This window comes from Actinoplanes sp. NPDC051537, from assembly GCF_055586105.1.
Genome location: NZ_JBVJIU010000005.1, coordinates 99680 through 124460, shown reverse-complemented (window position 1 = coordinate 124460; position 24781 = coordinate 99680). Strand labels below are relative to the sequence as shown.

26 protein-coding genes are annotated in these 24781 nt (G+C 70.5%); 12 read left to right on the top strand and 14 right to left on the bottom strand.

Going from position 1 to position 24781, the window contains the following annotated elements:
* The first annotated feature begins 3 nt into the window (after nucleotides 1-3).
* On the top strand, nucleotides 4-765 hold the full coding sequence (locus tag ACZ6TB_RS13160; RefSeq protein ID WP_465553871.1) for a class I SAM-dependent methyltransferase: 762 nt from the start codon (nucleotides 4-6) through the stop codon (nucleotides 763-765).
* 103 nt (nucleotides 766-868) lie between these two features.
* On the top strand, nucleotides 869-1309 hold the full coding sequence (locus tag ACZ6TB_RS13155; protein WP_465553869.1) for a nitroreductase family deazaflavin-dependent oxidoreductase: 441 nt from the start codon (nucleotides 869-871) through the stop codon (nucleotides 1307-1309).
* Here ACZ6TB_RS13155 and ACZ6TB_RS13150 read toward each other — a convergent pair.
* From ACZ6TB_RS13150 to ACZ6TB_RS13135, 4 genes are read right to left on the bottom strand one after another with little or no spacing between them, the layout of a single operon-like run.
* A complete protein-coding gene (locus ACZ6TB_RS13150; RefSeq protein ID WP_465553867.1) occupies nucleotides 1272-2078 on the bottom strand; it encodes an ABC transporter ATP-binding protein in 807 nt (268 codons plus the stop codon). The genes ACZ6TB_RS13155 and ACZ6TB_RS13150 overlap by 38 nt on opposite strands.
* Complete coding sequence (locus tag ACZ6TB_RS13145) at nucleotides 2075-3097, bottom strand: FecCD family ABC transporter permease (RefSeq protein WP_465553865.1); 1023 nt, start codon at nucleotides 3095-3097, stop codon at nucleotides 2075-2077. Before ACZ6TB_RS13145 ends, ACZ6TB_RS13150 begins: the two co-directional genes overlap by 4 nt.
* Complete coding sequence (locus ACZ6TB_RS13140) at nucleotides 3094-4095, bottom strand: iron chelate uptake ABC transporter family permease subunit (protein ID WP_465553863.1); 1002 nt, start codon at nucleotides 4093-4095, stop codon at nucleotides 3094-3096. Before ACZ6TB_RS13140 ends, ACZ6TB_RS13145 begins: the two co-directional genes overlap by 4 nt.
* Nucleotides 4092-5108, bottom strand: coding sequence for an ABC transporter substrate-binding protein (locus ACZ6TB_RS13135; RefSeq protein ID WP_465553861.1), 1017 nt, complete (start codon nucleotides 5106-5108; stop codon nucleotides 4092-4094). The genes ACZ6TB_RS13140 and ACZ6TB_RS13135 overlap by 4 nt, the downstream gene beginning before the upstream one ends.
* Nucleotides 5109-5243: 135 nt before the next feature.
* On the opposite strand from ACZ6TB_RS13135, the gene ACZ6TB_RS13130 reads away from it, so the two are divergent.
* Nucleotides 5244-6386, top strand: a complete 1143-nt coding sequence (locus ACZ6TB_RS13130) for a DUF5925 domain-containing protein (protein ID WP_465553860.1) — start codon at nucleotides 5244-5246, stop codon at nucleotides 6384-6386.
* 196 nt (nucleotides 6387-6582) lie between these two features.
* Here the strand turns inward: ACZ6TB_RS13130 and ACZ6TB_RS13125 are convergent, their stop codons facing one another.
* The 5 genes from ACZ6TB_RS13125 to ACZ6TB_RS13105 form a co-directional block, all read right to left on the bottom strand.
* Nucleotides 6583-8004: a multicopper oxidase family protein gene (locus ACZ6TB_RS13125; protein ID WP_465553858.1), complete on the bottom strand. Its 1422-nt coding sequence runs from the start codon at nucleotides 8002-8004 to the stop codon at nucleotides 6583-6585.
* 3 nt (nucleotides 8005-8007) lie between these two features.
* Entirely contained in the window at nucleotides 8008-8436 is a 429-nt protein-coding gene (locus ACZ6TB_RS13120) for a hypothetical protein (RefSeq protein WP_465553856.1), read from the bottom strand.
* A gap of 21 nt (nucleotides 8437-8457) precedes the next feature.
* The gene (locus tag ACZ6TB_RS13115) at nucleotides 8458-9027 is read right to left on the bottom strand and encodes a TetR/AcrR family transcriptional regulator (protein WP_465553854.1); all 570 of its coding nucleotides are present in this window, start codon (nucleotides 9025-9027) and stop codon (nucleotides 8458-8460) included.
* A gap of 17 nt (nucleotides 9028-9044) precedes the next feature.
* Nucleotides 9045-9431 carry a PPOX class F420-dependent oxidoreductase gene (locus ACZ6TB_RS13110; protein WP_465553852.1) on the bottom strand — a complete coding sequence of 129 codons (387 nt, stop codon included), beginning with the start codon at nucleotides 9429-9431 and terminating at the stop codon, nucleotides 9045-9047.
* 241 nt (nucleotides 9432-9672) lie between these two features.
* Nucleotides 9673-9963, bottom strand: coding sequence for a DUF1540 domain-containing protein (locus tag ACZ6TB_RS13105; protein ID WP_465553850.1), 291 nt, complete (start codon nucleotides 9961-9963; stop codon nucleotides 9673-9675).
* A 344-nt stretch (nucleotides 9964-10307) separates the two neighbouring features.
* Here ACZ6TB_RS13105 and ACZ6TB_RS13100 point away from each other — a divergent pair, with 344 nt between their 5' ends.
* Nucleotides 10308-10991, top strand: a complete 684-nt coding sequence (locus ACZ6TB_RS13100; protein ID WP_465553848.1) for a hypothetical protein — start codon at nucleotides 10308-10310, stop codon at nucleotides 10989-10991.
* Nucleotides 10992-11116: 125 nt separating this feature from the next.
* Here the strand turns inward: ACZ6TB_RS13100 and ACZ6TB_RS13095 are convergent, their stop codons facing one another.
* From ACZ6TB_RS13095 to ACZ6TB_RS13085, 3 genes are all read right to left on the bottom strand, one after another.
* Nucleotides 11117-13336 (bottom strand): beta strand repeat-containing protein, encoded by a 2220-nt coding sequence (locus ACZ6TB_RS13095; protein WP_465553846.1) that lies wholly within the window; start codon nucleotides 13334-13336, stop codon nucleotides 11117-11119.
* Between the two features lie 251 nt (nucleotides 13337-13587).
* Nucleotides 13588-14313 (bottom strand): hypothetical protein, encoded by a 726-nt coding sequence (locus tag ACZ6TB_RS13090; protein WP_465553844.1) that lies wholly within the window; start codon nucleotides 14311-14313, stop codon nucleotides 13588-13590.
* A 77-nt stretch (nucleotides 14314-14390) separates the two neighbouring features.
* Nucleotides 14391-15092: a hypothetical protein gene (locus ACZ6TB_RS13085; RefSeq protein WP_465553842.1), complete on the bottom strand. Its 702-nt coding sequence runs from the start codon at nucleotides 15090-15092 to the stop codon at nucleotides 14391-14393.
* A gap of 91 nt (nucleotides 15093-15183) precedes the next feature.
* Here ACZ6TB_RS13085 and ACZ6TB_RS13080 point away from each other — a divergent pair, with 91 nt between their 5' ends.
* The 5 genes from ACZ6TB_RS13080 to ACZ6TB_RS13060 are packed head-to-tail and all read left to right on the top strand — an operon-like array spanning nucleotide 15184 to nucleotide 20704.
* Entirely contained in the window at nucleotides 15184-16839 is a 1656-nt protein-coding gene (locus ACZ6TB_RS13080; RefSeq protein ID WP_465553840.1) for a S8 family peptidase, read from the top strand.
* A gap of 43 nt (nucleotides 16840-16882) precedes the next feature.
* Nucleotides 16883-17482, top strand: a complete 600-nt coding sequence (locus ACZ6TB_RS13075; RefSeq protein ID WP_465553838.1) for a sulfite oxidase-like oxidoreductase — start codon at nucleotides 16883-16885, stop codon at nucleotides 17480-17482.
* Nucleotides 17452-18207: a ferredoxin reductase gene (locus ACZ6TB_RS13070; protein ID WP_465553837.1), complete on the top strand. Its 756-nt coding sequence runs from the start codon at nucleotides 17452-17454 to the stop codon at nucleotides 18205-18207. Before ACZ6TB_RS13075 ends, ACZ6TB_RS13070 begins: the two co-directional genes overlap by 31 nt.
* Nucleotides 18204-18467 (top strand): DUF6510 family protein, encoded by a 264-nt coding sequence (locus ACZ6TB_RS13065; protein WP_465553835.1) that lies wholly within the window; start codon nucleotides 18204-18206, stop codon nucleotides 18465-18467. The genes ACZ6TB_RS13070 and ACZ6TB_RS13065 overlap by 4 nt, the downstream gene beginning before the upstream one ends.
* A gap of 14 nt (nucleotides 18468-18481) precedes the next feature.
* Nucleotides 18482-20704: a HelD family protein gene (locus ACZ6TB_RS13060; protein WP_465553833.1), complete on the top strand. Its 2223-nt coding sequence runs from the start codon at nucleotides 18482-18484 to the stop codon at nucleotides 20702-20704.
* Here ACZ6TB_RS13060 and ACZ6TB_RS13055 read toward each other — a convergent pair.
* Nucleotides 20701-21075: a hypothetical protein gene (locus tag ACZ6TB_RS13055; protein WP_465553831.1), complete on the bottom strand. Its 375-nt coding sequence runs from the start codon at nucleotides 21073-21075 to the stop codon at nucleotides 20701-20703. The genes ACZ6TB_RS13060 and ACZ6TB_RS13055 overlap by 4 nt on opposite strands.
* Nucleotides 21076-21311: 236 nt before the next feature.
* Between ACZ6TB_RS13055 and ACZ6TB_RS13050 the strand changes: the two genes are divergently transcribed.
* The 3 genes from ACZ6TB_RS13050 (at nucleotide 21312) to ACZ6TB_RS13040 (ending at nucleotide 23721) form a co-directional block, all read left to right on the top strand.
* Entirely contained in the window at nucleotides 21312-22106 is a 795-nt protein-coding gene (locus ACZ6TB_RS13050; protein WP_465553829.1) for an SGNH/GDSL hydrolase family protein, read from the top strand.
* Nucleotides 22107-22208: 102 nt separating this feature from the next.
* Nucleotides 22209-22625, top strand: a complete 417-nt coding sequence (locus ACZ6TB_RS13045; RefSeq protein ID WP_465553827.1) for a PLD nuclease N-terminal domain-containing protein — start codon at nucleotides 22209-22211, stop codon at nucleotides 22623-22625.
* Nucleotides 22626-22653: 28 nt separating this feature from the next.
* A complete protein-coding gene (locus tag ACZ6TB_RS13040) occupies nucleotides 22654-23721 on the top strand; it encodes an SAM-dependent methyltransferase (protein ID WP_465553825.1) in 1068 nt (355 codons plus the stop codon).
* Here ACZ6TB_RS13040 and ACZ6TB_RS13035 read toward each other — a convergent pair.
* Nucleotides 23697-24149, bottom strand: coding sequence for a GNAT family N-acetyltransferase (locus tag ACZ6TB_RS13035; RefSeq protein ID WP_465553823.1), 453 nt, complete (start codon nucleotides 24147-24149; stop codon nucleotides 23697-23699). The two genes, ACZ6TB_RS13040 and ACZ6TB_RS13035, sit on opposite strands and share 25 nt — an antisense overlap.
* Nucleotides 24150-24781 lie beyond the last annotated feature (632 nt).

The following is a 24781-nucleotide window of genomic DNA, read 5'->3' as shown; positions in this document are numbered from 1 at the left end:
GGTATGAGTGCTTACCTGAAGAGCCCGCAGATCTGGCAGGAAAGCTGGGACCGGCAGCAGCAGGCGTTCATGCCCGACCGTGAGGAACGCTTCGCCGCCATGCTCACGGCGGTCGGCGCGGTGACCGACGGCCGGCCGCCGAGGCTGCTCGACCTGGCCGGCGGCACGGGCACGATCGCGCTGCGCACGCTGGCCCGCTTCCCGGGGGCCGAGGTGACCGTCCTCGACCAGGACCCGGTGCTGCTCGCGATCGCTGGGGCGACCCTCGTCGATCGGGCCACCGTCGTCGACGCGGATCTGGGCGATTCCTCGTGGCGGGCGAAGCTGCCGGGCGAAGGCTTCGACGCGGTGCTCACGGCCACCGCGCTGCACTGGCTGCCGGCCGAGCGGGTGGCGGCGCTGTACGGGGAGATTCGCGAGGTGCTGCGGCCCGGCGGGATCTTCGTGAACGCCGACCACATGCCCGAGGAGTCGCTGCCCACGCTCTCCGAACGGCTGCGGGCGCGGGCCCGGATGGTGCGGGAGGCCCGCTACGCGTCGGGCGCCGCGACCTCGTGGGGCGACTGGTGGAAGCGGGCGGCGGACGACGAGTTCCTGGGGCCGAAGGTGACCGAGCGGGAGCGCATCTACCCGTCGGCCGTGCACAACCACGAGTGGACGCCGCCGGCGCTCTGGCACGTCGACGCGCTGCGCGTGGCCGGTTTCACCGAGGCCGGCATCCTCTGGCGGGGCGGCACCGACGCGGCCGTCGTCGGCGTCCGCTGAGGCGGAAGCCCCCCACATGCTCAGGCGGAAGCCCCCACATGCTCAGGCGGAAGCCCCCCACATGCCGAGGCAGAAACCGCCCCAACCCACATAAGGTGAACACATGCCATTGAGCGGTGAATATGCCCCCAGCACCAGCGACTGGGCGCGCGAGCAGGCCGAGAAGATCGAGTCCACCGGCGGGGCCGAGGGTGGGTTCATGCGGGGGATGCCGGTCATCGTGCTGACCTCGGTCGGCGCCAAGTCCGGCAAGCTGCGCAAGACGGCGCTCATGCGGGTCGAGCACGAGGGCCAATATGCCGTCGTCGGCTCGCTGGGCGGGGCGCCCAAGCACCCGGTGTGGGTCTACAACCTGCGCAAAGAGCCGCGGGTCGAGCTGCAGGACGGGCCGGAGAGGCACGACTACGTCGCCCACGAGACCGCGGGCGACGAGCGCGAGGTCTGGTGGCAGCGGGCGGTCGAGGCGTTCCCCAACTACGCCGAGTATCAGAAGAAGACCGAGCGCGTCATTCCGTTGTTCGTGCTGACGCGGGCCGACGCCTAGCCGCGGGGATGACGAGCGGGGTCCCGGTCTGCGGGTCGGCGATCACCTGACAGCGCAGGCCGTACACCTCCTCGACGAGCGCGGCGGTGATCACCGAGGCCGGCTGACCCTGGGCCACGATCGCGCCCGCCTTCATGGCGATCAGGTGCGTGGCGTACCGGGCCGCCTGGTTGAGGTCGTGCAGCACGGCCACCAGCGTGCGGCCCTGCTCGTTGAGGTCGGCACAGAGATCGAGCAGCTCGATCTGGTACGCGATGTCCAGGAACGTGGTGGGCTCGTCCAGCAGCAGGATCCCCGTCTGCTGGGCGAGCACCATCGCCATCCAGGCGCGCTGCCGCTGGCCGCCGGACAGCTCGTCCACGGGACGGTCGGCCAGCGCCGAAACACCGGTCGCCGACATCGCCGAGGCGACCTGCTCCTCGTCCTCGGGCGTCCACTGGCGCAGCAGCCTCTGGTGCGGGTAACGGCCCCGGGCCACGAGATCGGCCACCGTGATCCCCTCGGGCGCGATCGCCGACTGCGCGAGCAGCCCGAGCCGGCGGGCCACCTCCTTCGACCGGTACGAGGAGATCGCCTGCCCGTCGAGCACGACCTGTCCCCGGCGCGGCGTCAGCAACGAGGCCAGCGCCCGCAGCAGCGTCGACTTGCCGCACGCGTTCGGCCCGACGATGACCGTGAACGACCCGTCCGGAATGGCGACGTCGAGCCCGGTCGCCACGACCCGCTGGTCGTACCCGAGGGTCAGGTCCGTTCCCGAAAGCCGGGTCATGCGCTCCCCCTTCGCCACTGCACGCCGAGCAACCAAGCCAGGTACACGCCGCCGACCGCGCCCGTCACCACGCCGACCGGCAGCTGCGCCGGGGCGAACAACCGCTGCGCCACCAGGTCGCTGACCAGCAACAGCAACGCGCCCATCACCGCCGACGGGAGCAGCTGCAAACCGGGCGCGCGGGTCAGCCGCCGGGTGATCTGCGGCGCGGCCAGCGCCACGAAGGCCACGGGACCGGTCGCCGCCGTGGCCACCGCGCAGACGGCGACGGCGAGACCGATCAACATCAAACGCGACCTTCCCGCCCGTACGCCCAATGCTTGTGCCGCATCGTCACCCATCTCCAGCATCCGCAGTCGCGGCGCGAGCAACAGCAGCGGCGGCGTGAGCACGAGCAGCGCGATGCCGAGCAGGCGCACGTAGTCCCAGGTCCGCCCGTTGAGCGTGCCGACGAGCCAGACCGCGGCCGACTGCGCCGCGTCGAGGCGGGCCCGCGAGATCAGGAAACTGTTGAGCGCCACCAGCATCGCGCTGATGCCGATCCCGACGAGCACGACCCGGCGAATGGATCCGCCGCCGAGCGCTGCCAACCCGTACACGCAAATGGCCGACGCCAGACCGCCGAGAATGGCCCCCGCCGCCGCGCCCGCCGGGCCGCTGCCGAAGACGACGATCGCCAGAACCGCGCCCGTCGCCGAGCCGGTGGTGAAGCCGACGATGTCGGGGCTGCCGAGCGGGTTGCGCGAGAGGCTCTGGAAGACCGCGCCGGAGAGCGCGAGCGCGGCGCCGGCCAGCATGGCCAGGCACAGGCGCGGCAGGCGCAGGTCGAGCAGGATGAAGCGGTCGGCCCGACGGCCGCCACCCTGCAAAATATCCACAATGTCGGAGAGGGGCAGCCGCACGCCCACGCCGATGACGGTCACGATCACCGCCGCGGCCACCGCGACGAGCAGGCCGAGGCTCACCCCGAGCGTCCGAAGATCAAGACGCACGGAGAGCAGAACGACGCGGCGCCTCACAGGTGCACGATCCTTCGCCTCAGGATCACCGCGATGAAGACCGGCGCCCCGAGGAACGCCGTGACCAGGCCGGCCGGCAGCTCGCCGGGCCGGGTCACCACCCGGCCGACGATGTCCGCGGCCAGCAGCAGCGTCGGGGCGAGGATCAGCGAGTACGGCAGCAGCCAGCGCTGATCGGGACCGACCAGCGCGCGGGCCAGGTGCGGCACCGCGAGGCCGACGAAGGCGATCGGCCCGACCGCCGCCGTGGCCGCGCCGCAGAGCAGCGTGATCGCGACGGCGGTGAGCACCCGGGTGCGGCCGAGGTTGGCGCCGAGCGCGCGGGCGGTGTCCTCGCCGAGCGCGATCACGTTCAGCGCCGGGCCGAGGACCAGCGCGATGATCGCGCCGACCGCGACGAACGGCAGCACGCCGAGGAAGACGTCGAGGTCGCGGCCGGCGAGCGTGCCGACGGTCCACAGGCGGTAGCGGTCGAACGTGGTGACGTCGAGCAGCGCGACCGCGTTGGTGACCGCGAGCAGGGCGGCGCCGATCGCCGCGCCGGCCAGCGCGAGCCGTTCCGGGGAGGCGGCGGCCCGCCCGCGGGTGCCGAGCAGGTAGACGATCAGGAACGCCGCGGCCGCGCCGAAGAACGCGAACCAGATGTAGCCGGTGAGCGTCGAGACGCCGAGCACCCGGATGGCGAGCACGACGGCGGCGGCCGCGCCCGCGTTGATCCCGAGGATGCCCGGGTCGGCGAGCGGGTTGCGGGTCAGCGCCTGCATGAGCGCGCCGGCCAGGCCGAGCGCGACGCCGGCGGCGAGCCCGATCAGCGTGCGCGGGATGCGCAGATCGAGCACGATCCGCGCATCCTCCGAGCCTCCGCCGTGCCCGGTCAGCACGTCCCAGACGGTGCCGACCGGGATGTTCTTGGTGCCGATCGCCACGCTGAGCAGGGCGACGGTGACGAGGGCGGCGGTCGCGGCGACCAGGCCGAGACCGCGCGCGCCCGTGCTCACTTCAGGGCTGCCTGGACCATCGGAACGAACTTCTCGATCGTGTACGGGGTGCTCAGCACCGAGTTCGTGGAGAACGCGTTGACCAGGTCGGCGTCGTCGATGATCAGCAGCCGCCCGTCCTTGGCCGACGGAATGCTGGTGAGCACCGTGTCCTTCTTGAGCTCGGCGCCCGCCCCGATGCCGAACATGACGGTGAGGTCGGCGTCGAGCAGCCCGACCTGCTCCTTGGAGATCGAGGCGTAGAAGCTGGCCGGCTTCAGGTCCTCGATCTTCTGCGAGTTGGTGAACCCGAGCGCCTCCATGAACTGCACGCGCCCGTCGCCGCGGGTGTAGGCGCCGTACTGCCCGTTGAAGGCGGCCGCGACCACGACGGTCTTCCCGGCGAACGCCGGGTTGGCGGCCTTGGCGTCGGCGAGGGCCTTGTCGGTGGCCGCGACGAGCGCCTCGCCGTCGGCCTTGCGGCCCAGCGCTTCCGCGATCATCGTGGTCTGGTCCTTCAAGGTGGTCCCGTACGGCTGGGAGCCCGCCGGACCGGAGAGCGTCGGCGCGAGCTTCTCGAGCTGTTCCCACGTGGCCTTGACGTTGTCCGACTTGGTGAACGTGATCAGGTCGGGACGCAGCGACGCCACGGTCTCGAAGTTGATCTCCGGGCCCTTCAGCACCTGCGGGGTCGCGCCGCCGAGCTTGCCCTGCGCCCACGGGCCGACGCCCTGCGGCCAGGCCTGGAACCAGTCGAGGATGCCGACCGGCACGACGCCGAGGGCCAGCAGCACGTCGGCGTCGGCCCAGCCGAGCGACACGACCCGGGACGGCGCGGCGTCGACCGTGGTGGTGCCGAACTGGTGGGTGACCTTGGCCGGGAAGGTGGCTTCTTTGTTCGGGGAAGACGCGGCCGGCGCGGCGGCGGCGTCGCCTTCGCCTTCGCCTTCGCCGGAGTCACCGCAGGCGGCCAGCAGGCCGGCCGTCGCGACACCCGCGGCCCCGAAGAGAAAACGGCGGCGGGAGAGGGACATGCTCGGACCTCCAGTTGTTAGGGTTGCCTCACCTTAGCCCGGCTTGTTGGAAGATCAAATTTCGGGCCGCCCCCAATCGGGCCAACCTCCGGAAAATCGGCTGCCTCACGGGCATCGATGGTCGATCATGGCAACATGCGTACGCCCCATCAGTCAGTCGACCGGCACGCCGGCCGCGCCGTGGAGCAGGCGGCCTCGTCGCCCGCTCCCGTCGGCGTGCCGCTGTCCGGGTCCGTCGATGACGGCGACCGCCTGGTGGACGTGGTCGACCTGCTCGCGCTCGACGCGTTCGTGACCGGTCGCGAGCCGTTCGGCCGCAGCAAGTACCTCGAGAACGTGCGCGCCGAAGCCCCGCTGAGCACCGAGGACGCCCGGGTCGTGCGGGACGCGGTCGAGGACGACGGCCAGGCCCGGCTCACCGTGGGCGAGGGCTGGACGCTGCACGTCATGCGCTGGAAGCAGAGCCGGCGGGCGCGGGTCACGGTCACCGCGGTGACGTCCGAGCTGGCCGATTCGGTGCTGGAGGCGGCCACCGCGGGCGCGGTCGAGGAACCGGCGCCGGCGGGCGACAGCGTACCCATCGGCTTCTGGCATTTCGGTCCGCACGGACCGCGCCGGGTGCCGCGCGAGATCGACGCCGCGCCCTGGGACAAGATCCGCACCAACTACGCGAGCCCGGTCGCGCAGACCCTCGAGCGGCTCATGTCGCTGGACGGCTCGGTCGTGAACGGCCGGCTCCTGCTGCTGCACGGCGAGCCCGGCACCGGCAAGACGACGGCGCTGCGCGCGCTGGCCCAGCAGTGGCGCTCGTGGTGCCAGGTCGACTGCGTGCTCGATCCCGAGCGCCTGTTCAGCGACCCGGCGTACCTGATGAGCGTCGCCCTGGGCAGCGACGAGGAGGAGCCGCGCTGGCGCCTGCTCATGCTCGAGGACTGCGACGAGCTGATCAACGGCGAGGCCAAGGCGTCGGCCGGCCAGTCGCTGTCGCGCCTGCTCAACCTCACCGACGGCCTGCTCGGCCAGGGCCGCAACGCGCTGATCGCGATCACCACGAACGAGGACCTGGCAACCCTGCACCCCGCGGTCATCCGGCCCGGGCGGTGCCTGGCCAGCATCGAGGTGGGGCGCTTGCCGTACGCCGAGGCGGCCGCGTGGCTGGGAACATCCCGCGGAATAGGCCCCGACGGCGCGACGCTGGCCGAGCTCTACGCCCTGCGCACGGGCGCCCAGCCGGTCACCGTCCCAGCCACGCCCCCCGCGACCGGCATGTACCTGTAGCCCACCGCCGACCCGTAGCTCTGCTCACCTATACGCGCGACCGACGCGCGCGCCGGCCCGTAGCTCTGCTCACCTATACGCGCGACCGACGCACGCGCCGACCCGCAGCTCTGCTCACCTATACGCGCGACCGACGCGCGCGGCGGCCCGCAGCTCTGCTCACCTATACGCGCGAGCGACGGGCCGCGGCGGCGGGTCACTCCGGCTTGTTGCCCGCCTCGCCACCCACCTCGAACGGCGTGCGCACGTCGGTGTAGGCGAGGTGGGCGATCAGCCCGTCGGCGGCGTGCTGGAGGTTGTGGCAGTGGTCGACCCAGATGCCCGGGTTGTCGGCCACGAAGGCGATCACGTAGGTCTCGTTGTCCCCGACGTCGAGCGAGTCGAACCACCACGGGCTCCCGGTCGCCGCGACCCCGTTGCGGCTGAGCACCACCGCATGATGGCCGTGCAGGTGCATGGGGTGAACCTCGCCGCTGTTGTTGGCGATCGTCATCTTCACGATGTCCCCGGTGCCGACCATGAACATCGGCACGTCCGGGAAGAGATGCCCGTTGATCGACCACCAGAGCCCCGGCTTGCCGTCGAGGAAGCCCGCCCGCCGCCCGATGCGGTAGTCGAAGTTCCGGTTCGCCTTGGCCGGGTCGAACCCGAGCTCCGCCTTCGCGCCGTAGGACAGAAAGTCCACCGTCGCCTTCGGCTCGACCACCGCCTTGGCACCACCCGAGACCACGGCCGTCCCCGCACCCACATCGACGCGCACTGCCCCCGAGGCCGGCACGGTGAAGCTCAGATCAACCCGCCCACCCGCCGTGACGATGACCGACTTATCGGAAATGTCGGTCGGGCCATGCACCTCGCGGCCGTCGATCGCCACGATCCGGTAGGGCGCGCCCGTCACCCAGGCCCGCAGCGGCTGGGCGTCCGTGTTGATCACGCGGGCGCGCACGACCTGCTGGGGGCGGGCGGCCAGCGCCGACTCGCCCGCCTGGCCGTTGATGGTGCGGCGCCCGTCGTAGGTGTGCACCGCGACGACCTGGTCGATGCCCTCGGAGAACACCGGCTCGGTCACCACCAGCGCCCCGAACAGGCCCTGCTTCACCTGCTCGTGCGAGACCTGGTGCGAGTGGTACCAGAACGTGCCCGCGTCCTGCACCACGAACCGGTAGACGTACCGCCCGCCGGGCTGGACCGCGTCCTGCGTGACGCCGGCGACGCCGTCCTCCGCGTTCGGCACGTCGACGCCGTGCCAGTGCAGGGTGACGCCGTCGGTCACGTTGTCGTTGACCAGCGTGACCTGGACGAGCTGGCCCTTCACCGCCCGAATCTCGGGGCCGGGCGTGACGCCGTTGAGCGTGTATCTCCCGCTCTTCTCCTTGCGCGCCGTCAGCGTGACCGCGACGTCGGGATCGCCGGTGCTCGGGCCGGTCAGGGTCGCGACGTCGAGGCCGCCGGCCCCGTGCACGTGACCGGTCTGCGGGCCGCCGCCGAAGTCCGCGTACCCCATGGTCGCCATGTTGTAGGTCGAGGGGACGAGGCTCCGTTGCCAGAAGTAGCCCAGCGGCCCGAGGATCGCCACCGTCGCCCCCACGGCGATGCCGATCTTGACAGAGCGGCGCACGGCTCAGGCCGCGACCGGCGCGCTCGTCGATGCCGAGCCGGCGAGCCGCGCCTGGCGCATGGCGATCGAGGCGACCGCGGCCAGGGCGAACGCGTTGATCGCGTGCAGCACGCCGAGGATCGGCACCGGGAAGCTCGCGTAGGCCAGGACGATCTGGAGCACCAGCACGCCGAACGTGATCGCGGCCCACTTGACTCCGCCCGGGATCGCGGCGAAGAACGACACGATCAGCAGCAGGAGCACGAGCAGCGGCACGATCATCTCGCCGACCACCTGGTGCACGGCGATGCCGGCGTTGTCGGAGTCTTTCGTGAAGACCTGGCCGTCGTCGGTTTTGTGCAGGATGTCGAACAGCGCGTAGGCGATGGCACAGGCCTGCACCACAACCCCGGCGGCGATCAACATGGCGAGAACCCGGTACACAGCGCGCACGACGCTCCCCCTCCAGTGTCACTACGTTTCTGTAGGCACATCCTGCCCTTCGGGTACGACAAGACGCACGAGTGCCCTCAGGAAACGCTCAGTATCAACCTCGTGCGGGTGGTTGCCGCCGAAGACGTCAGCCATGATCCAGTAGTGGCTGATCGCCGCCATCACCACGGCGGCGGTGGCCTCGGGATCCTCGTCGGCGGGCAGCTCCCGGCGGAGGAACGCCGTGACACCAAGATGCACACGGCGAAGTTCTTTATCCCGTACGCGATCAAGCAGCTCGGGGAATTCGGCCAGATCCCGCAGCAGGAGCCGGTTGACGTCGCGCTCCTCCGCCAGCCGGGCGAGACCGGCCCGGGCGACCGCCAGGAAGCGCTGTCGCCGATCGGCCGGCAGATCGCCGGCGAGGTAGTCGGTGAGCTGCTGCCCCGCCGCCGCCTGCCGGTCGAGCCCCTGCTCGAGCAGCGCCCGCTTGCTCCTGAAGTGGCGGTAGAGCCCGCCGGCTCCCGCCGAGAGCCCCGCCGCCGCCTCGATCTGCGCGATGGTCGTGGCGTGGTAGCCCTGCCGCCCGAACAGGTCCATGGCGGCGGTCACGATCGTGTCCTTGGTGCTCAGCTCGACTCCACCGTCAGCTCGTAGTACAGCGTCGTGAACCCCTTGCGCCGGTGGAACGCCGGCACCAGCCGCCCCTGCAGCAAGGGGTGCTTGCGCGCGAGCATCTTCTCCGCCCGCCGCGCGTCGGCGCCCTGCCCATCCAGCAACGTAGCCTTCCCCGCCACGCGCTCGCCGGTGACCCGCCCCCGCATCGTGCACGGAGCGACCCGAACCTCCGGGAAGTTACGCAGCCGCTTGACCTTCCCCGAGGCGTCGTACGACTTGAAGTAGCCCCGCCCCTCGCTGACCACCAGGTTGACCGGGGTGCCGACCCAGGTGCCGTCCCGCTTGAGCGTCTCGAGCAGCAGGTACTTCTCCCGCCCGAGCTCGTCGATGGTGCTCATGCTCGCCTCCGTCACACCGTGGCGCGCCTCGCGCCGTAAGTAAGTACTTACTTGCACGGTAGCCCCATCGGCGCCGCGGCGCAATCCCGGGTGGATTCGCGGATTGGTCATCCTCCCGGGCGGATGATTTCCATCGCCCGCCGATAAACGAAGGCTTGCCTAAGAAAATGGCGCGGAAACAAAAGAAACGCGCCCGCCGCCTGGTGTGCATCAGGCGACGGGCGCGAAACTAAGGAAAGGCTTACTTAGCCTCGTACGTAAGGCAGTCCGCCTTGTCCGCCGAGGGCCCGACAACAATGGCCGGCGCGTGGCACTCGAGGTCGGTATTGTGCATGCAGTCGGCCCGCTTACAGGCCCCGACCTGCGCCAACGCCTGACCGGTGCCACCCTTGTCACCGCTGTCGACGTAGGTGTCACACTCGGAGTTCGAACTGCCGATGGTGATCGCGAACGCCGTACACCCGTCGTGGTTGTAACCGCATGCGCTCACCGAACAGGTCTGCACGCGGGGCATTTCCAACATCTGCGTCATAGCGGCCTCATCTCAGATCTAAGCGCGGTCACTCCCGACGATAAACCAGAGATCGCCATTTCCCCAGACGCCACGAATTTATCAACGACAGACTTTTCCATTCTTAGGTGAGGCACACCTGAACCTCTGGGCGCCGACCCGTCACGCTCGGTGCCGGACGGGACAGCATCGCGGCCGGCATCGCTCCGGGGGCGCGAGTCTAGCGCCGGAAATGCGGGCATTTCCCAGGATCGAGGCAACCGGCGGTGGGCGGAAAGGCGGGGTGTGAGCATGAAGTTTCGAGCGCCGGCGACGTCCATCCGCCCAGCGCCGCTTCTTCAAGATCTGACCCGAGAGGAAACATCATGGACAACCCCGACCAGGATGACGGCCCTCGTCCCCGCTTCGGACGCCGGACCACGCGCGGCGCGCTCGCCTTGGCCGGCGCGTCCGGCGTGGCGGCGACGGTGGGTGCCATAGCCCTCGCGACGACTGCCGACCACAAAACGGGCGCCCCTGCCGTCGACAGCTCCGCGGTCGGCTCGGCACCCGGATCGAGCGGGGGCGAACCGGTATTCGCCGCGCTGAAGGAGGGCGCCTCGCCCACGCCGGCCACCTCGGTGTCCCTGACGCCGGATCAACAGCGGCGGCTCGACGCGGTGCGGGCGGCGTCCCGCAACACCGCGCCCATCACCCACCCGCTGCTCAGGCCGCCGGCCGGGCCGCTAACGGATCTCACCGTCGTGGAACGCGGATCTTCCCAGGGCGGAGGGCGCACGTTGCGCATCGTCTCGGCCCGGGGCGATCTGACCGGCCAGCGCGAGCTGGCCTGGGTCGCCGACCGTGGCTGGCCGGTCGGCCGGGCGCGATGCGCCGACACCATCCGGCTGTCGCCCGACGTCGCGCCGACTCGCCAGCCAAACCTATTGCTGTGCTGGCGAACCAGCGCGAGCCGGAGCGTCTACACGGTGATGGTGGACGCCAAGGGACGTCCGTCCGCCCGGGAAAGCGTTGCCGCGATCGACGCGGCCTGGCGCAAACTGCGCTGATCCTGTCGCGTACGCCACGGCCCGCCACGATGTGGCGGGCCGTCGTCCTAAGTCCCGGACAGGCCGGTGGCCCGGAGCTTTCGCTCCGGGCCACCGGTTGGTGTGGCTGGGTGACGTGCCGACTATCAGGCGGGCGCGACCGTGAAGGTGGCGCCGCTGGTGATGGCGGACTGCTGGTAGCTCGCGTTGGTGGTGTCGGCACCAACCGAGCCGTCGTTGACAACGGTCATGGTGTACGCGCCGTTCGGCACGGGGGCCGCCGGGTAGAGGGCAAGAGCCACGCCCGTGAGGGTGCCCTCGGCCGCCTGCGAGAGGGTGGCGGACATGCCATCTGGAGCCACCGACGTGATCGTCGTCCCGTTGTCGATGCCGTTGCTGCCGTTGCCGTTCGTAGCAGCTCCGGAGATGACCCGGCCGACGTCGGCCTGAGTCAGCGGAGATCCGGCGCCGCCGAGGACGGTGAGGACGTTGCCGCCCGCCACGGAGGCACTCACACCGGTGGTAGAGCCGTTGCCCGCGATGGAGTGGACGGCCGCGCCGCCAACCGTGATCGAACCTGTCGCGGTCACCGCGGTCGGATAGGCCGAAAGGAGGATCCGCGTGGGGCTCAGTACCGCCGTAATGGTGGTCCCGTTAGGGATGCTGGTACCGGCGATCTTCTGACCGACGTCCTTCCAGGTTGCCGTGTTGCTCGTCAGGTCGAGGACCTTGGTCGTGGGGTCGGGGGTTGCACCGCCGGCCCATGTCGTCGTGTAGGCGACCGAGTCGAACACCGCGCCAGTCTCGTCGAACCGCCGGTTCAGCGTCAGCGTGCAGATCACCAGAACGTCGCTGACCCGCAGGACGTTCCCGCACTCCTGCACCGGCCCGTTGGACCGGTAGTTGCTGGCGCTGTCGCTCGCCGGGTTGTAGGCGCCCCGGACCAGGAAGATCCGGGCGTAGGTGCTGCTCGCGCCGAAGTTGTAGTTCAGGAAGCCCGAACCACTCACCTGAATGTCGACGGTCGGCGTCGTGTTCGGCGCCGTCTTCGGCGTGACGTTGATCGCGTTCTGGAAGGCGAACGCGCTCTGCAGCGAGGTCGTGCCGGTCGCGGTGGTCACGACCAGCGTGGCCGCGTTGTCCGGGCTGTGTGCCGGCGTGTAGGCGTAGAAAGCCCCGGCGCTGTTGGGCTGGATGTTGACCAGCGGCACGCCACCGAGCGAGGCCGTGATCGAGCCCGCCGTGAGCGGGAAGTTGCTCCCGTACACGGTGATGCGGGTGCCGCCGATCGTGTTGCCCGCGGCCGGCGAGATCTTCGTCAGCGTGACGGCCGGCGAGACCTCGTACTTCGCGCTGGCGATGACGTTGCCGGCGCTGTTGGTGTTGCTGTCGTAGATGCAGATGTTCCAGGTGCCCGTGGCCACGTTGACGTTCGAGGGAATGCTGAAGGCGATCTGGTTGTCCGCCAGCTTTCGCAGATTTGCCGGTGGAATCGACACGACGCCGGCCGCCGGCCCGGCAGTCGTGTAGTTCGTGGATGTACAGGTGGCGGTCCGGAGCACGACACCAGGGGTCGTGGCGAAGATCGTCGAGTTCGGATCCGCGGCCGTGACCGTCAGACCGTTGCCGCCGCCGCTGGGACCGGCGTTCTGGTTGAGAACGATCCGGTTGACGGCGTAGTTCGCGTCCGACAGCAGCGTGCTCGTGCTGGTCGTGCCGCCGTAGAGGCACAGGTTGTAGTTCGCGGGCGCCACGCTGTTGTTGGCGGCCGTGACGCCGGTCGGCACCGTCAGGGTCGCCTGCGTGTTCGACACGCGGGCGCCGTCGGTGGCGAACATGTTCGCCGGCGGCGTGGTCCCGTAGGTGGTCGGGCAGTTCGTGGTTGAGGTGACGAAGATCGCCCCGAGCCCGGTCAGGCCGGTGAAGAGCGCGTCACTCGAGTTCAGCGTCAGCTGGTTGCCACCGCCGGTCGGGCCGGCCGTGGTGCTCAGCGTCGGCGACGAGGTCACGTACACCGTCGACGTCATCATCTGGACGCTGCTCGCCGTGTTCGTGTCGTAGACACACACGTTGTACAGCTTGGCGGCACCCCGGTCACCGGCCGGGACAGTCGACGGAACGGTCACCACGATCTGGTGTGCGGCGCCGGACGCCTGGGTGGCGTCCCACACCGACGTGCTGTTCGCGGCGGTGTACTTGGTCGCGCACGAGGTACCGGTCTGCACCTGGGCGTAGTGACCCGCACCGTAGGTGTAGCCGCTGTTTTCGAGGGTGACCGCGGTGTTCGGCACGACGACGTTGGGGGTGGTGGTCCCGACGACCACCGCCCATGCCGCCGTCGGCGCGACGAGTGCGACGGCAGTCACCGTGCCCGCCGCGATCCCGGCACCGAGTAGCCGGGATGTGTAACTGGACTTGGACTTGCGCATGCGAGGTCCTCCTACGGGTCCGCGTGGACCGCGTCGCTGGATGCTTGGGCCCTGCGCTCGGTGAACCGTCGCGGGCCGTCTCGCGGGAAGCGTAACTACTCGTAGCGGTGTAATTGCGAAGAGTCAGGAATATCGTTGTTCATGCGGCGGTATCGCCTACGGTCGGGTCAAGGCGTTCGCGCAAGACATCAGCCGAGCTTGGCCCACTCCCGGTTGATCACCTCGAGACTCTTCGCCGTCGAGGGGTGCCCGTCGTAGTTCACCAGCACGGTAGCGACACTCCTGGACTCCGATGTGCGCCAGCAGAGCAGGAGGTTGGGCTGGACGGTCGGCGTCATCTTGTTGGTGAAGTGGACCTTCTGGGTGCACCTCGCATCGCCGACCGGCTTGCCCTTGTCCGCGGCCCACAGCAGAGCCCGCTGCCCGGTCAGGTCGAACTTGGCGGTGATCACCCGCATCGAGCCGTTCTTGACAGTCTCGTTCCGCTCGTCGATCTTGCCTTTTGCCGGTGCCGCGGTGAGCGGGCTGCCGAACTTCTCGGCATCCGCTCGCGCACGCCGGATCTGTTCCTGCACGGACAGCGTCTCGGAGGGGGACGGTTTGGTCGTCGGCTTGGGCGAGGCGGTGGCCGAGGACGAGGCGGGCGCGCTGACCGAATCGGCCGACGCCTGCATAGCGGCCGGCGCAGACGATGCGGCCGGGGCCGGCGCCACGATCGGTCCCAGCGCACCGGTGTCGCGCGCCTCCGTGCTCGCATTGTGGTCGATCACCTGCGCCGTGACGAGGTAAGCCCCGCCGCCCAGTACCGCGGCCAGGCCGACCGCGCCGGCGGCGATCTTGGTGCGGCGGCTGCCAAAGGCACGGCGATCGTCTTCTTGATTGCTCATTTTTCGGATCCCCACGAGTCTCGGCATCGGCCCGCCTACGCGGCGGACCCCGAGCCCCCATGGTTGCAAAAGAGCGGATAAACCGGGCGAAAACGAGCGCCCTTTCAGCCCATACTCAGCCACTCCCGGCGAATTGCCGACTCGCCGACGGCTACCGCGGGACGGCCGGACGTGCTGGTCGCGACCACCACCACGCTCTTCGCGGGGGACGTGCGCCAGCACAGCAACAACCCGGGACGGATCTGCGGCGACGGCACGTCGTCGACCCGGAAGTTCTGGGTGCAACGCGCGGCGCCCACCGGCTGGCCGTTGTCGGCGGCGCCGGCGAGCTGGTCGGCCAGATCGGTGCGGGCCGAGACGATGCGCAACTGGGTGCCGTCGGGCGTCAGCTCATTGCGGACCGTGGCGGCGTCGTCCGCCATCGCCTCGCCGGGCGCCAGCGAACGCGGCGTCAGCAGGCGACCGACCTGCTGGGCCGCCAGCTCGTCGTCGGTCAGGCCGCTCGGCGACGGGACCGGCGACGGACGCCAGGAGCGGCGGGCCGCGGACATCGTGCCGGGCGGCGGGCCCATGGTGGGCACGGCCGGCATGCTCGCCGCGGTGGCAGTCGGCAACGGCGGGCTCGCGAAAACGGTCGGCGCGAGCGGGGCGATGCTCGTGACCTGCGAAGAATGCCGGTTCATCGCCCACGCGGTCACCACGTACGCCCCGGCGCCGAGCACCAGCGCCGCGGCGGCCAGCGCGGTCCCGATCTTGCGACGTTTACGGCGCCGCTGGCGGGCCGAGACGTAGAGCCCGTCGTCCACGCACCGAATGATATCCGGCATTTTTCGCTAAAACGACGAATCACCGATTCCGCAACCCGCTCGGCACCCACCGCGGCCGAAGCGTCTGACCATGAAGACGAAGCTGCTGCTGAGCGCCGTGCTGATCGGCGCCACCGCGACCGCGCCGGCCCTGGCGCACCATCAGGCGGCCTTCCGGCCGATCACCCACGGTCTGGAGACCTCACCGGCGCGCCTTCTGCCCGCGATCATTTCAAATTCCCATCCCGTACGAGTAGTGAGCACCACCGTGGACGGGAGCGGACGACCGGTCAGCACCGTCGGCACCGCCACCGACCACGAGGCCGCGACCCGCCTGGTGACCACGGGCCAGCACGCCGAGCGCGCGGTCAGCGTCGAGGTGGACGTCCCGGTGCACACCGCCGACGCCGACCCGTACCGCCCGCAGCAGTGGGGTCTCGACACCATGCGTACGGACAAGGCCTGGTCCTGCTCCACCGGCAAGGACGTGACCGTGGCCGTGGTCGACACCGGCGTCGACTCGTCCCACCCCGATCTGGCCGGCCGGGTCCTGCCCGGCGGCGACTTCATCACCGGCACCGAGGGCCCGTCGATCGACCCGAACGGTCACGGCACGCACGTCGCCGGGATCATCGCGGCCGCCGCCGGCAACGGCCAGGGCATCGCCGGCGTCGCGCCGGACGCGCGGATCCTGCCCGTGCGCGTGCTCGGCGCCAACGGCAGCGGCTACCTCTCCGACGTCGCCAACGGGATCGTCTACGCCGCCGAGCGCGGTGCGGACGTCATCAATCTGTCGATCAGCGCGACCGCCCGCATGGACGCGGTGACGAACGCCGTCGCGTACGCCCGCAGCCTCGGTGTCGTCGTTGTCGCCGCGGCCGGGAACATGCGCGCGCAGGGCAGCCCGATCTCCTATCCGGCCGCCGAGCCGGGCGTCATCGCGGTCGCCGCCACCACCCCGGGCGACGGCATCGCCTCCTACTCGAACGCCGGCGGCTACGTGGACGTGGCGGCGCCCGGCAACGGGATCGTCAGCACGTTCCCGGACGGCTACCGCACCATGAACGGCACCTCGATGGCCGCGCCGCACGTCTCGGCGCTGGCCGCCCTGATCCGCGCCGCCGACCACGGCCTCGGCCCGGACGCGGTCGAGACGGCGATCGAGTCGACGGCCGTGGACCTGGGCGCCCCGGGCCGCGACGACGACTACGGATTCGGCCGGGTCGACGCCGCGGCCGCCCTCGACGAGTTCACCACCCTGGCCCCGCCCTCGGAAAGCCCCTCCGAAAGCCCTTCAGAAAGCCCCAGCCCGTCGGACAGCCCTTCAGAAACCCCCAGCCCGTCGCCGTCGGAGTCGATCACGACCGAGCCGGCGCCGACGCCCACGACGCCCACGACGCTCACGACGCCCGAGCCCACCACCCCCGAGCCCACCACCCCCGAGCCCACCACCCCCGAGCCCACGACCCCCGCGCCCACGACCCCCGCGCCGACCGCCACCAAACCGCCCGTAAAGATCTACGCCGTCCGCACCGGCCCGACCCAGCTCCTGATCGCGATCGACGGCCTAGACGACCAGACCGTGGCGATCCAGCAGCAGACCGGCGACGACTGGACCACGATCCGCACCTACCCCGCCACCCGCACGTTCCCGCTCGACGACCTCACCCCGAACGCCACATATCGCATCGTCGTGCCCGAGACCGACCGATTCGCCGGCGCGGTCCGCGGGCCGATCCAGATGTGAGAGCGCTAGTACGGGAAATGATCGTGCGGTTTACTCGACAGCTATGGGCATCATTTCCCGGGGGTTCGGGGGCAGGCGGCGGGAATCGGTTCCCGGCCTGCCGCCCGGGCAGTACCTCACGCACGACTTTCCGGTGCTCTCGGCCGGACCGACACCGCGGATCCCGCTCGACCGATGGCGCTTTACCGTCACCTCGGAGGCCGGCGATCAGAAAAGCTGGAATTGGCAGGAATTCACCGCATTGCCGCATCAGGACGTGACGGTTGACATCCACTGTGTCACCAAGTGGTCGAAGCTCGGCACGACCTGGCGTGGCGTATCTCTGGACACGCTGCTCGAGGACGTCGAGACTGCTGCGGACTACACGATGGTGCACAGCGTCGGCGGCTACACGACCAACGTCCCGCTCGAGGATCTGCTGGACGGGAAGGCGTGGATCGCCTATAAGTTCGACGGCGAGGATCTTGAGCCGGAGCACGGAGGCCCGGCACGGATGCTCATCCCGCACCTGTACTTCTGGAAATCGGCCAAATGGGTCAACGGCCTGACGTTGATGCACGAGGACGAGCCCGGCTTCTGGGAAGCGGCCGGCTACCACATGTACGGAGACCCATGGCTCGAGCAGCGTTACCAGGGCGACTGATCTGGCGTGCCGCCACGCTGACCGGCGCGCGGCAGGAAACGCCGACCGCGCGCACGCTGGTGCTCGACGTCCCCGACTGGCCGGGCCACCTGCCCGGCCAGCACGTCGACGTCCGCCTCACCGCGCCCGACGGCTACCGGGCCCAGCGCAGCTACTCGATCGCGTCGGCCTGGTCGGAGGAGAACGGCAAGGTCGAGCTGACCATCCAGCGCCTCGACGACGGCGAGGTCTCGCCCTACCTGACCGACGACCTCCAGGTGGGCGACCAGCTCGAGCTGCGCGGCCCGGTCGGTGGCTGGTTCGTGTGGCGGGAGAAGCAGCCGGCCCCGGTTCTGCTGCTCGCCGGCGGCTCCGGCGTGGTGCCGTTGATGGCCATGGTGCGGGCCCGCGGCCTGGTCCGGGCCAAGCAACCCTTCCGGATGATCTACTCGGTGCGTACGCCCGCTGATGTGATCTATCGCGAGGAGCTTCCCCGGCGCGTACGGGATGAGCCCGGTTTTGATCTTCAGTTGGTCTACACCCGCCAGGCGCCGGAGGGTTCGCCGAACCCGCCCAAGCGCATCGACGTGGCCACCATCAACACGCACGGGTGGCCCGCCGATTTCACGCCCGACTGCTATGTGTGCGGGCCGACCACGTTCGTCGAGGCGGCGGCCGACATTCTGGTCGCGCTCGGGCACGACCCCAAACGCATCCGGACGGAACGCTTCGGAGGCACCTCATGAAAGAGCTCGACGGCAATGCGATGGCCGGCGACCTGCGGGAGATCTTCGCGCTGGAGATGACCGAGGCCCGGTTCACGTGCGCCGGCTGCGGTCACGCCGCGGCCATCGGCGCGCTGATGCTGTGGGGGCAGGAGATGGGTCGTGTGGCCCGCTGCCCGAACTGCGACGACGTGGTGCTGCGGATGGTCCGCGCCGCCGACCGCGTCTTTCTCGACCTGCGCGGCGCGGTCCGCCTCGAAGTGCCCCTCGCGGGCGCCTGAACCGGCCGCCGCCGATGTTCCGCGCCGCCGACCAGAGCGCCCCGGTCGACGATGACTTGCTCGCCGAGCTCGGCCGCGATCACACCGCGGCCGGGCCCGACATGGTCGGCACGATCCGGGCCGCCCAGGACGAGGTGGTGCACACCCCGCTCGACCGGCTCCTGATCATCCAGGGCGGTCCCGGCACCGGGAAGACGGTGACCGCGCTGCGGCGGGTGGCCTGGCTGCTCGACGAGGGCCTGCTCGACGACGCCGAGACGCTGGTGGTCGGGCCGTCGGCGGCGTTCGCGCGGTACACCGACGACGTGCTGACCGGCTGGGGCTACGACCGGGTGCGGCACCGGTCGGTGCGGGCCCTGCTGCCGGAGATCGAGAAGACCCTCGACGAGGCCCCGCACGTGGCCCGGCTCAAGGGCGAGGCGCGGATGGCCGGCCTGCTGGCGCGCGCCTTCGAGGAGCGCCGCGGCCTCGACGCGGGCGAGCTGCCGGAGTCGATCGACGTCGACGGCCGGCCGGTCCCGCTCGACCCGGTCGCCCTGCGCCGGGTGATCGACACGGCCAAGGCCAGCGAGGCGCCCCCGGCTTCCCGGCGGATCCTGCTGCGGGCCACGATGGTCGCCGCCACCAAGGACCCGCGGGTGGTGCTGGAGGCGGCCGACCGGCTCGCCGACCTGCTGTGGCCGTCGCTGGACGCGCCCGGCTTCCTGCACGACCTGTTCGGGTCGCGGGAGGCCCTGGCCGCGGCGGCCGGCGGCGAGTTCACCGAGCGCGAGATCGCGTCGCTCTACCGCCCCGCCGAGGAGGACGGCTGGAGCGAGGCCGACCTGCCCCTGCTCGACGAGGCCGGCTCCCTGATCGACGGCGATCCGAAGGCGTACGGGCACGTGGTGGTCGACGAGGCGCAGGACCTCTCCCCCATGCAGTTGCGCGCGATCGCCCGCCGCTCGGCCACCGGCTCGATGACCGTGGTCGGCGACATCGCCCAGTCGACCGGCCTGTGGGCGCGCGACGACTGGCACGATCTGGTGGCGCAGCTGCCGCCTCAGTCTCCGGAACATCGCGAGCTGCGCTTCGGCTACCGCATCCCGCGCCAGATCTTCGACCTGGCGGCCGAGCTCCTGCCGATGGCGGCGCCGAGCATCCAAGCACCGACGACCGTACGCGACGGCACGTCCGACCCGGTGATCGTCCCGTCCGACCCCGGCACCCGCTCGTCCCTGGTCGCCGCCGCCGCGGCCGGGTACGCCGAGCAGGGCCGCTCGGTCGCCGTGATCAGCCCCGCCCGCTGCCGCGAGGAGGTAGAGGCGGCGCTGGACGCCGAGGGCCTGCCCTGGCACCCCGCGGGCGAGGACGAGCCCGGCGGCTCCGGGGTCGCCTTGCTGGCTCCCCACGAGGCGAAGGGCCTCGAGTTCGACGCCGTGGTGGTGGTCGAGCCCGGCCACGTCCTGGACGACGACCCGCGCGGCCACCGCCTGCTGTACATCGCCCTGACCCGCGCGACCGCCCACCTGCACCTGATCGGCGCCGCCGAGGATTTGCCGGTCACGGCCGAGCTGCTCGCGAACGCCCAGACCCCCCAAGCCCCGGCCCCGATCGCACCCGAGCCGGTCACACCGGAGCCCGCGGCCGACGCTCAGCCCGGCTCCGAGCCCACGCTCGGCACCCAGCCGACGCCCGGCATCCAGCCGACGCCCGCGCACGGCATCCAGCGGACGCCCGCGCCCGGCGCCGAGCCGACGCCCGCACCCGGCGCCGAGCCGACGCCCGCACCCGGTGCCCAGCCGGCCCCCGCGCACGGTGGGCCGCCGACGCCCGGCACCCAGCCCACGTCGGACGGCGAGCCCACGCCCGTCCCCCCGCGCGAGCGACCGCCCATCTCCCAGCCCGAGCCCCCACCCGGCTTCCAGCCCAAGCCCACGCTCGGCCCTGAGCCCGCATTCGGCCTTGAGCCCCCACTCGGCCCTGAGCCCGCACTCGACCCCAAGCCCCCACTCGGCCCTGAGCCCGCACTCATCTCCGAGCCCGAGCAAAACCCCGAGCCCGCCCCCCACCAACCCGATATTCCCGAAATATCCGCAGTTTTCGTAGAGCCCGACCTCGACCCCGCCACCCACGAGACGATCAACATGGTGGTCCAGGCCCTGGCCGAAACCCTGCTGGCCAACCTGACCCCCGAGCTCTGGCCGGTCGCCATGCACCGGCTCGAGCAGCTGATCAACCCGTCCTACGACGGCTAGCCGCGGAAGCTCCCCCGCAACCGCTGCGCGAACGACGACGGTGACCGCGGCACCGTGGTCCGCGGCGTCGCCGGCCGCGAGCGCCCCACCGGCCGGTCATAGTCCGCCGTAGCGATCGCCTCGACGATCTGCCCGTCGCCGTAGTTCTCCGAGTCGGGGATCGACGCGACGTAGCCGACCAGGATCCCGTTCCGCATGATCTGCGCCTCGAGACCGGCCGTGCCGTCGTTGTCCCAGATGGCCTCGCGCCCGTCCGGCAGCACCACGCGAATCCCGTATTGCGTGATGCCCGCCTGCGGAAGCTTGACATGGGCGAAGACGTTGCGTGCCCGAAGCGTTTCGACGACCCGACGTGCCCGTTCTTCTTCCATGTGAAGACGGTAGAGCGATCAACTGTGCGCACGCTGAGGACCGCCTGTGGCACCCATGAAAGATCGCCACGCGCGGTGCGCGAAACATCACTGCATGACATAGATGCAGGTCACATCGACGAATATTACTACGCTGTAACAAGAAAAACACGATGTTTCTTTTACCGGGCCCTTGACATACCGTGCGGTAACCGGAGCGCTTCGGCTTCCCTCCCCCACGGACCGGAGGCCACCCGATGAGCAGACCCCACGTCGTCCTCGGCTGTCTCGTCACCGTCTCACTCGCCACCCTCGGCATCGCGGCCCCCGCCGCGGCCGCCTCCAGCGTCGACTACGTCGCGCTGGGCGACTCCTACTCCTCGGGCGTCGGCGCGCCCGGCCAGACCGGGCTCTGCCTGCAGAGCCCGAACGGCTACCCCGGCCAATGGGTCAGCCGCAACGCGCCCAAGTCGTTCACCAACCTCGCCTGCGGCGGCGCGGTCACCGGCGACGTCCGCAACCTCCAGGCGCCGCTCATTCCCGGCGGAACCGATCTGATCAGCATCACCATCGGCGGCAACGACGCCGGCTTCGCGCCGACGGTGCTGAGCTGCCAGGTCTCCAGCGACGCCGCCTGCGCCCAGAAGGTCGCCGCCGCCGAGACGGACATCAGCACGACCCTGCCGGCCAAGCTCGACGCCACCTACGCCGCGATCAAGGCCAAGGCGCCGAACGCCCGAATCGTCGTTCTCGACTACCCGCTGCTGTTCGACACGTCGTCGTCCTACTGCGGCCTCACCGGCATGAGCCTGGCCAAGCGCAAGGTCCTCAACCACGGCGCCCAGGTGCTCGACGACCTCGTCAAGGCCCGATCGCAGGCCGCCGGCCTCACCTTCTCCGACGTGCGGGACGAGTTCGCGGGCCACGGCATCTGCGCCTCCTCGCCCTATCTCAACGGCCTGACCGTGATCCCGCCGCAAAATTCCTTCCACCCGAACAAGAGCGGTTACACGTACGGCTATCTGCCCGCCTTCTCCTCCGCGACCAGTTAGCGGCTACGGCCCGGCGCGTTCCCGGACGCGCCGGGCCACACTACCGATTTGCACCATTTTCGGGACCACAGGATCTTCCCCGGTAGGGCAATATCTACCGCCATGGTTCGCCTCTACTCGCTGTTCGTGCTCCTCGACCTGGCGCTGCTCGTGGTCGCCCTCATCGACTGCCTCTCCGCCGAGGAGTTCGCGATCCGGGCGCTGCCGCGGGTGGCGTGGGTGTTCATCATCCTGCTGTTCTCGCCGGTCGGCGCGATCGCCTGGTTCGTGGCCGGCCGCCCCGTGTCGCCGGTCCGCCTGAGCAACGGCACGGTGTGGCGACCCGGCAGCGGCTTCCCGGAAAACGAGCGCCCCCGCCAGCGCGGCGAGCGGCTCGCGCCGGACGACGATCCCGAGTTCCTCCGCAACCTCGCCACCTCCTTGCGCGACGATGAGTCGATGATGCAGAAATGGGAGGCCGATCTCCGCCGCCGCGAGGAGGAGCTGCGCCGCCGCGAGGCCGACAACGACAACGAGTAGCGCGCCGCGCTTCGTGCTCTTCCCGTCCATGGGCGAGTACGAGGTCTACGACGACCGGATCTACGACGCCTTCGACGCACCCGACGACCGCAATCGCGCCTACCGCGCGGCGATCCGGGCCGAGGCGCCGGGCAAGGTCGTGCTCGACATCGGCACCGGCCGCGACGCACTGTGGGCGATCGAGGCCGCCCACGCCGGCGCCCGCCACGTCTACGCGATCGAGGCTTCGCCGGCTTTCGCCCGGCAGGCGTCCGAGCACATCGAGCGGTCCGGCCTGGGCGACCGCGTCACGGTCCTGCCCGGTCACTCTTCGGCGCAGACGTTGCCCGTACGCGCGGAAGTCTGTGTCTCCGAAATAGTAGGCAACGTGGCCACGGCCGAGGGCATGATCCCCGTCCTCGACGACGCCCGATCCCGCCTCTGCGCCCCCGCCTGCGTGTGGATCCCGTTCCGAGCCCAAACCCTCGCCGCCGCGGTAGCCCTGCCCGCCGCCGAGGTAGCCCTCGCCCCCGACTATCTGCCGGCCATCTTCGCCTCCGCGGGCGGCCCGTTCGACCCACGCCTATGCCTGTCGGGCCCGGTAGACGACATCGTCATCTCCTCCTGCGCCCCGGTCGAGTCCGTCCTGTTCGAGCCCGCACCCCACGCCGAGCTCTCACCGCCGGTCGCCGCGCGGCTCGCCCCGGACGCCGCTGATCCCGCCTCCCCGCAGAACGCCTCCGACGCCGCTGATCCCGCCTCCCCGCAGAACGCCTCGGATGCCGTTCGCCCCGCTTCCCTGCGGATCGCCTGCGACGCCGAGATGACCGGCGTCCTGCTGTGGGCGCGGGTGGCCGCCTCATCCCGCGGCGGCCGCGAGATAGACGCCCTATCCGGCGACAGTCGCGCCTGGGCCCCCGTCTACGCCCCGCTGCCGGCGCCGATGCCCGTCACCGCCGGCACCCGCCTGCTCGTAGCCTTGACCGCCACCCCCAGCGACGACGGCATCCACCCCGACTACGTCCTGACCGTCGACGGCGTCCCCGCGTGGCACAGTCCCCACCACAACGGCCCGTTCCGCAGCACCCCCTTCTATGCGTCGCTGTTCTCGTCCTGAACCGCGAACCGATAAACCTTCGAATCCCGCGCCTCGAACCCCAGCCGCTCATAGAGCCGGTTGGCCGCCGCCCGAGAAGGTCGCGACGTGAGATCGACGGTCCGCGCCCCGTCCCCTTGCGCAAGCCGAACCGCCTGCCGCGTCAAAGCGGCCCCCACCCCGTGCCCGCGGGCCGACGAGTCGACCACGACGTCTTCCACCCACGCCCGAAGCCCCGTAGGAATCGGAAACGTGACCAGCGTCAGCGTCCCCACGATCTCCCCGTCAAGCCGAGCGATGAGAACCCGGTTCCCCGGAAACGCCACCAGCTCCCGAATCCCCTGAACATCAAGGGCCGGCGCCGACCGCGAGAGTTGAGGCAGCAGGCGCCCGAAGGCCTTGACCACCTCGTCGGTAACTTCCCGCAAAGCCTCGATCTCGACACTCATGCCGAAGACCCTACGACCGCCCCACCAGCCCGACACCCCCATCCACAGCCCCGATCCCCAACATCCCCGAGCGCGAGCGCCAGCTGTGGACGGACGGCAAAAGTGTCGTAGCCGAGCCGTACGCTCGCCCCACCCAGTGCAGGGGTGGGGGATGCTCGCACAGGCGTGGGGAACGCCCGCGCGACGCAACCGCTGTGGACGGCCGGCCGAAAATGTCGTAGCCAAGCCATACGGTCGCCCCACCCAGTACCGGGGTGGGGAAAGCCCGCACATGGTGGGAGACGCCCGCGCGACACAACCGCTGTGGACGGCCAGCCGAAAATGTCGTAGCCAAGCCATACGCTCGCCCCACCCAGAACAGGGGTGGGGAGCGCCCGCACAGGAGGAGCGCCCGGACAGGGATGGGAACGCCGGCGCGACGCAACAGCCACCCGCGCGACACAACAGCCACCCGCGCGACACAACAGCCACCCGCGCGACACAACAGCCGCCCCGCCCGCCACCCCCGCGCCCGGCGGTGCCCCCGCGCTCAACAACCTCGTGCCCTAAAGCCCCGCCTCACCCGCGCCGGTTTCCAATTCGTACCTCAGGTGTTGCCTCTTAGTTAAAGTGGTTAATAAACTCCACGGGGA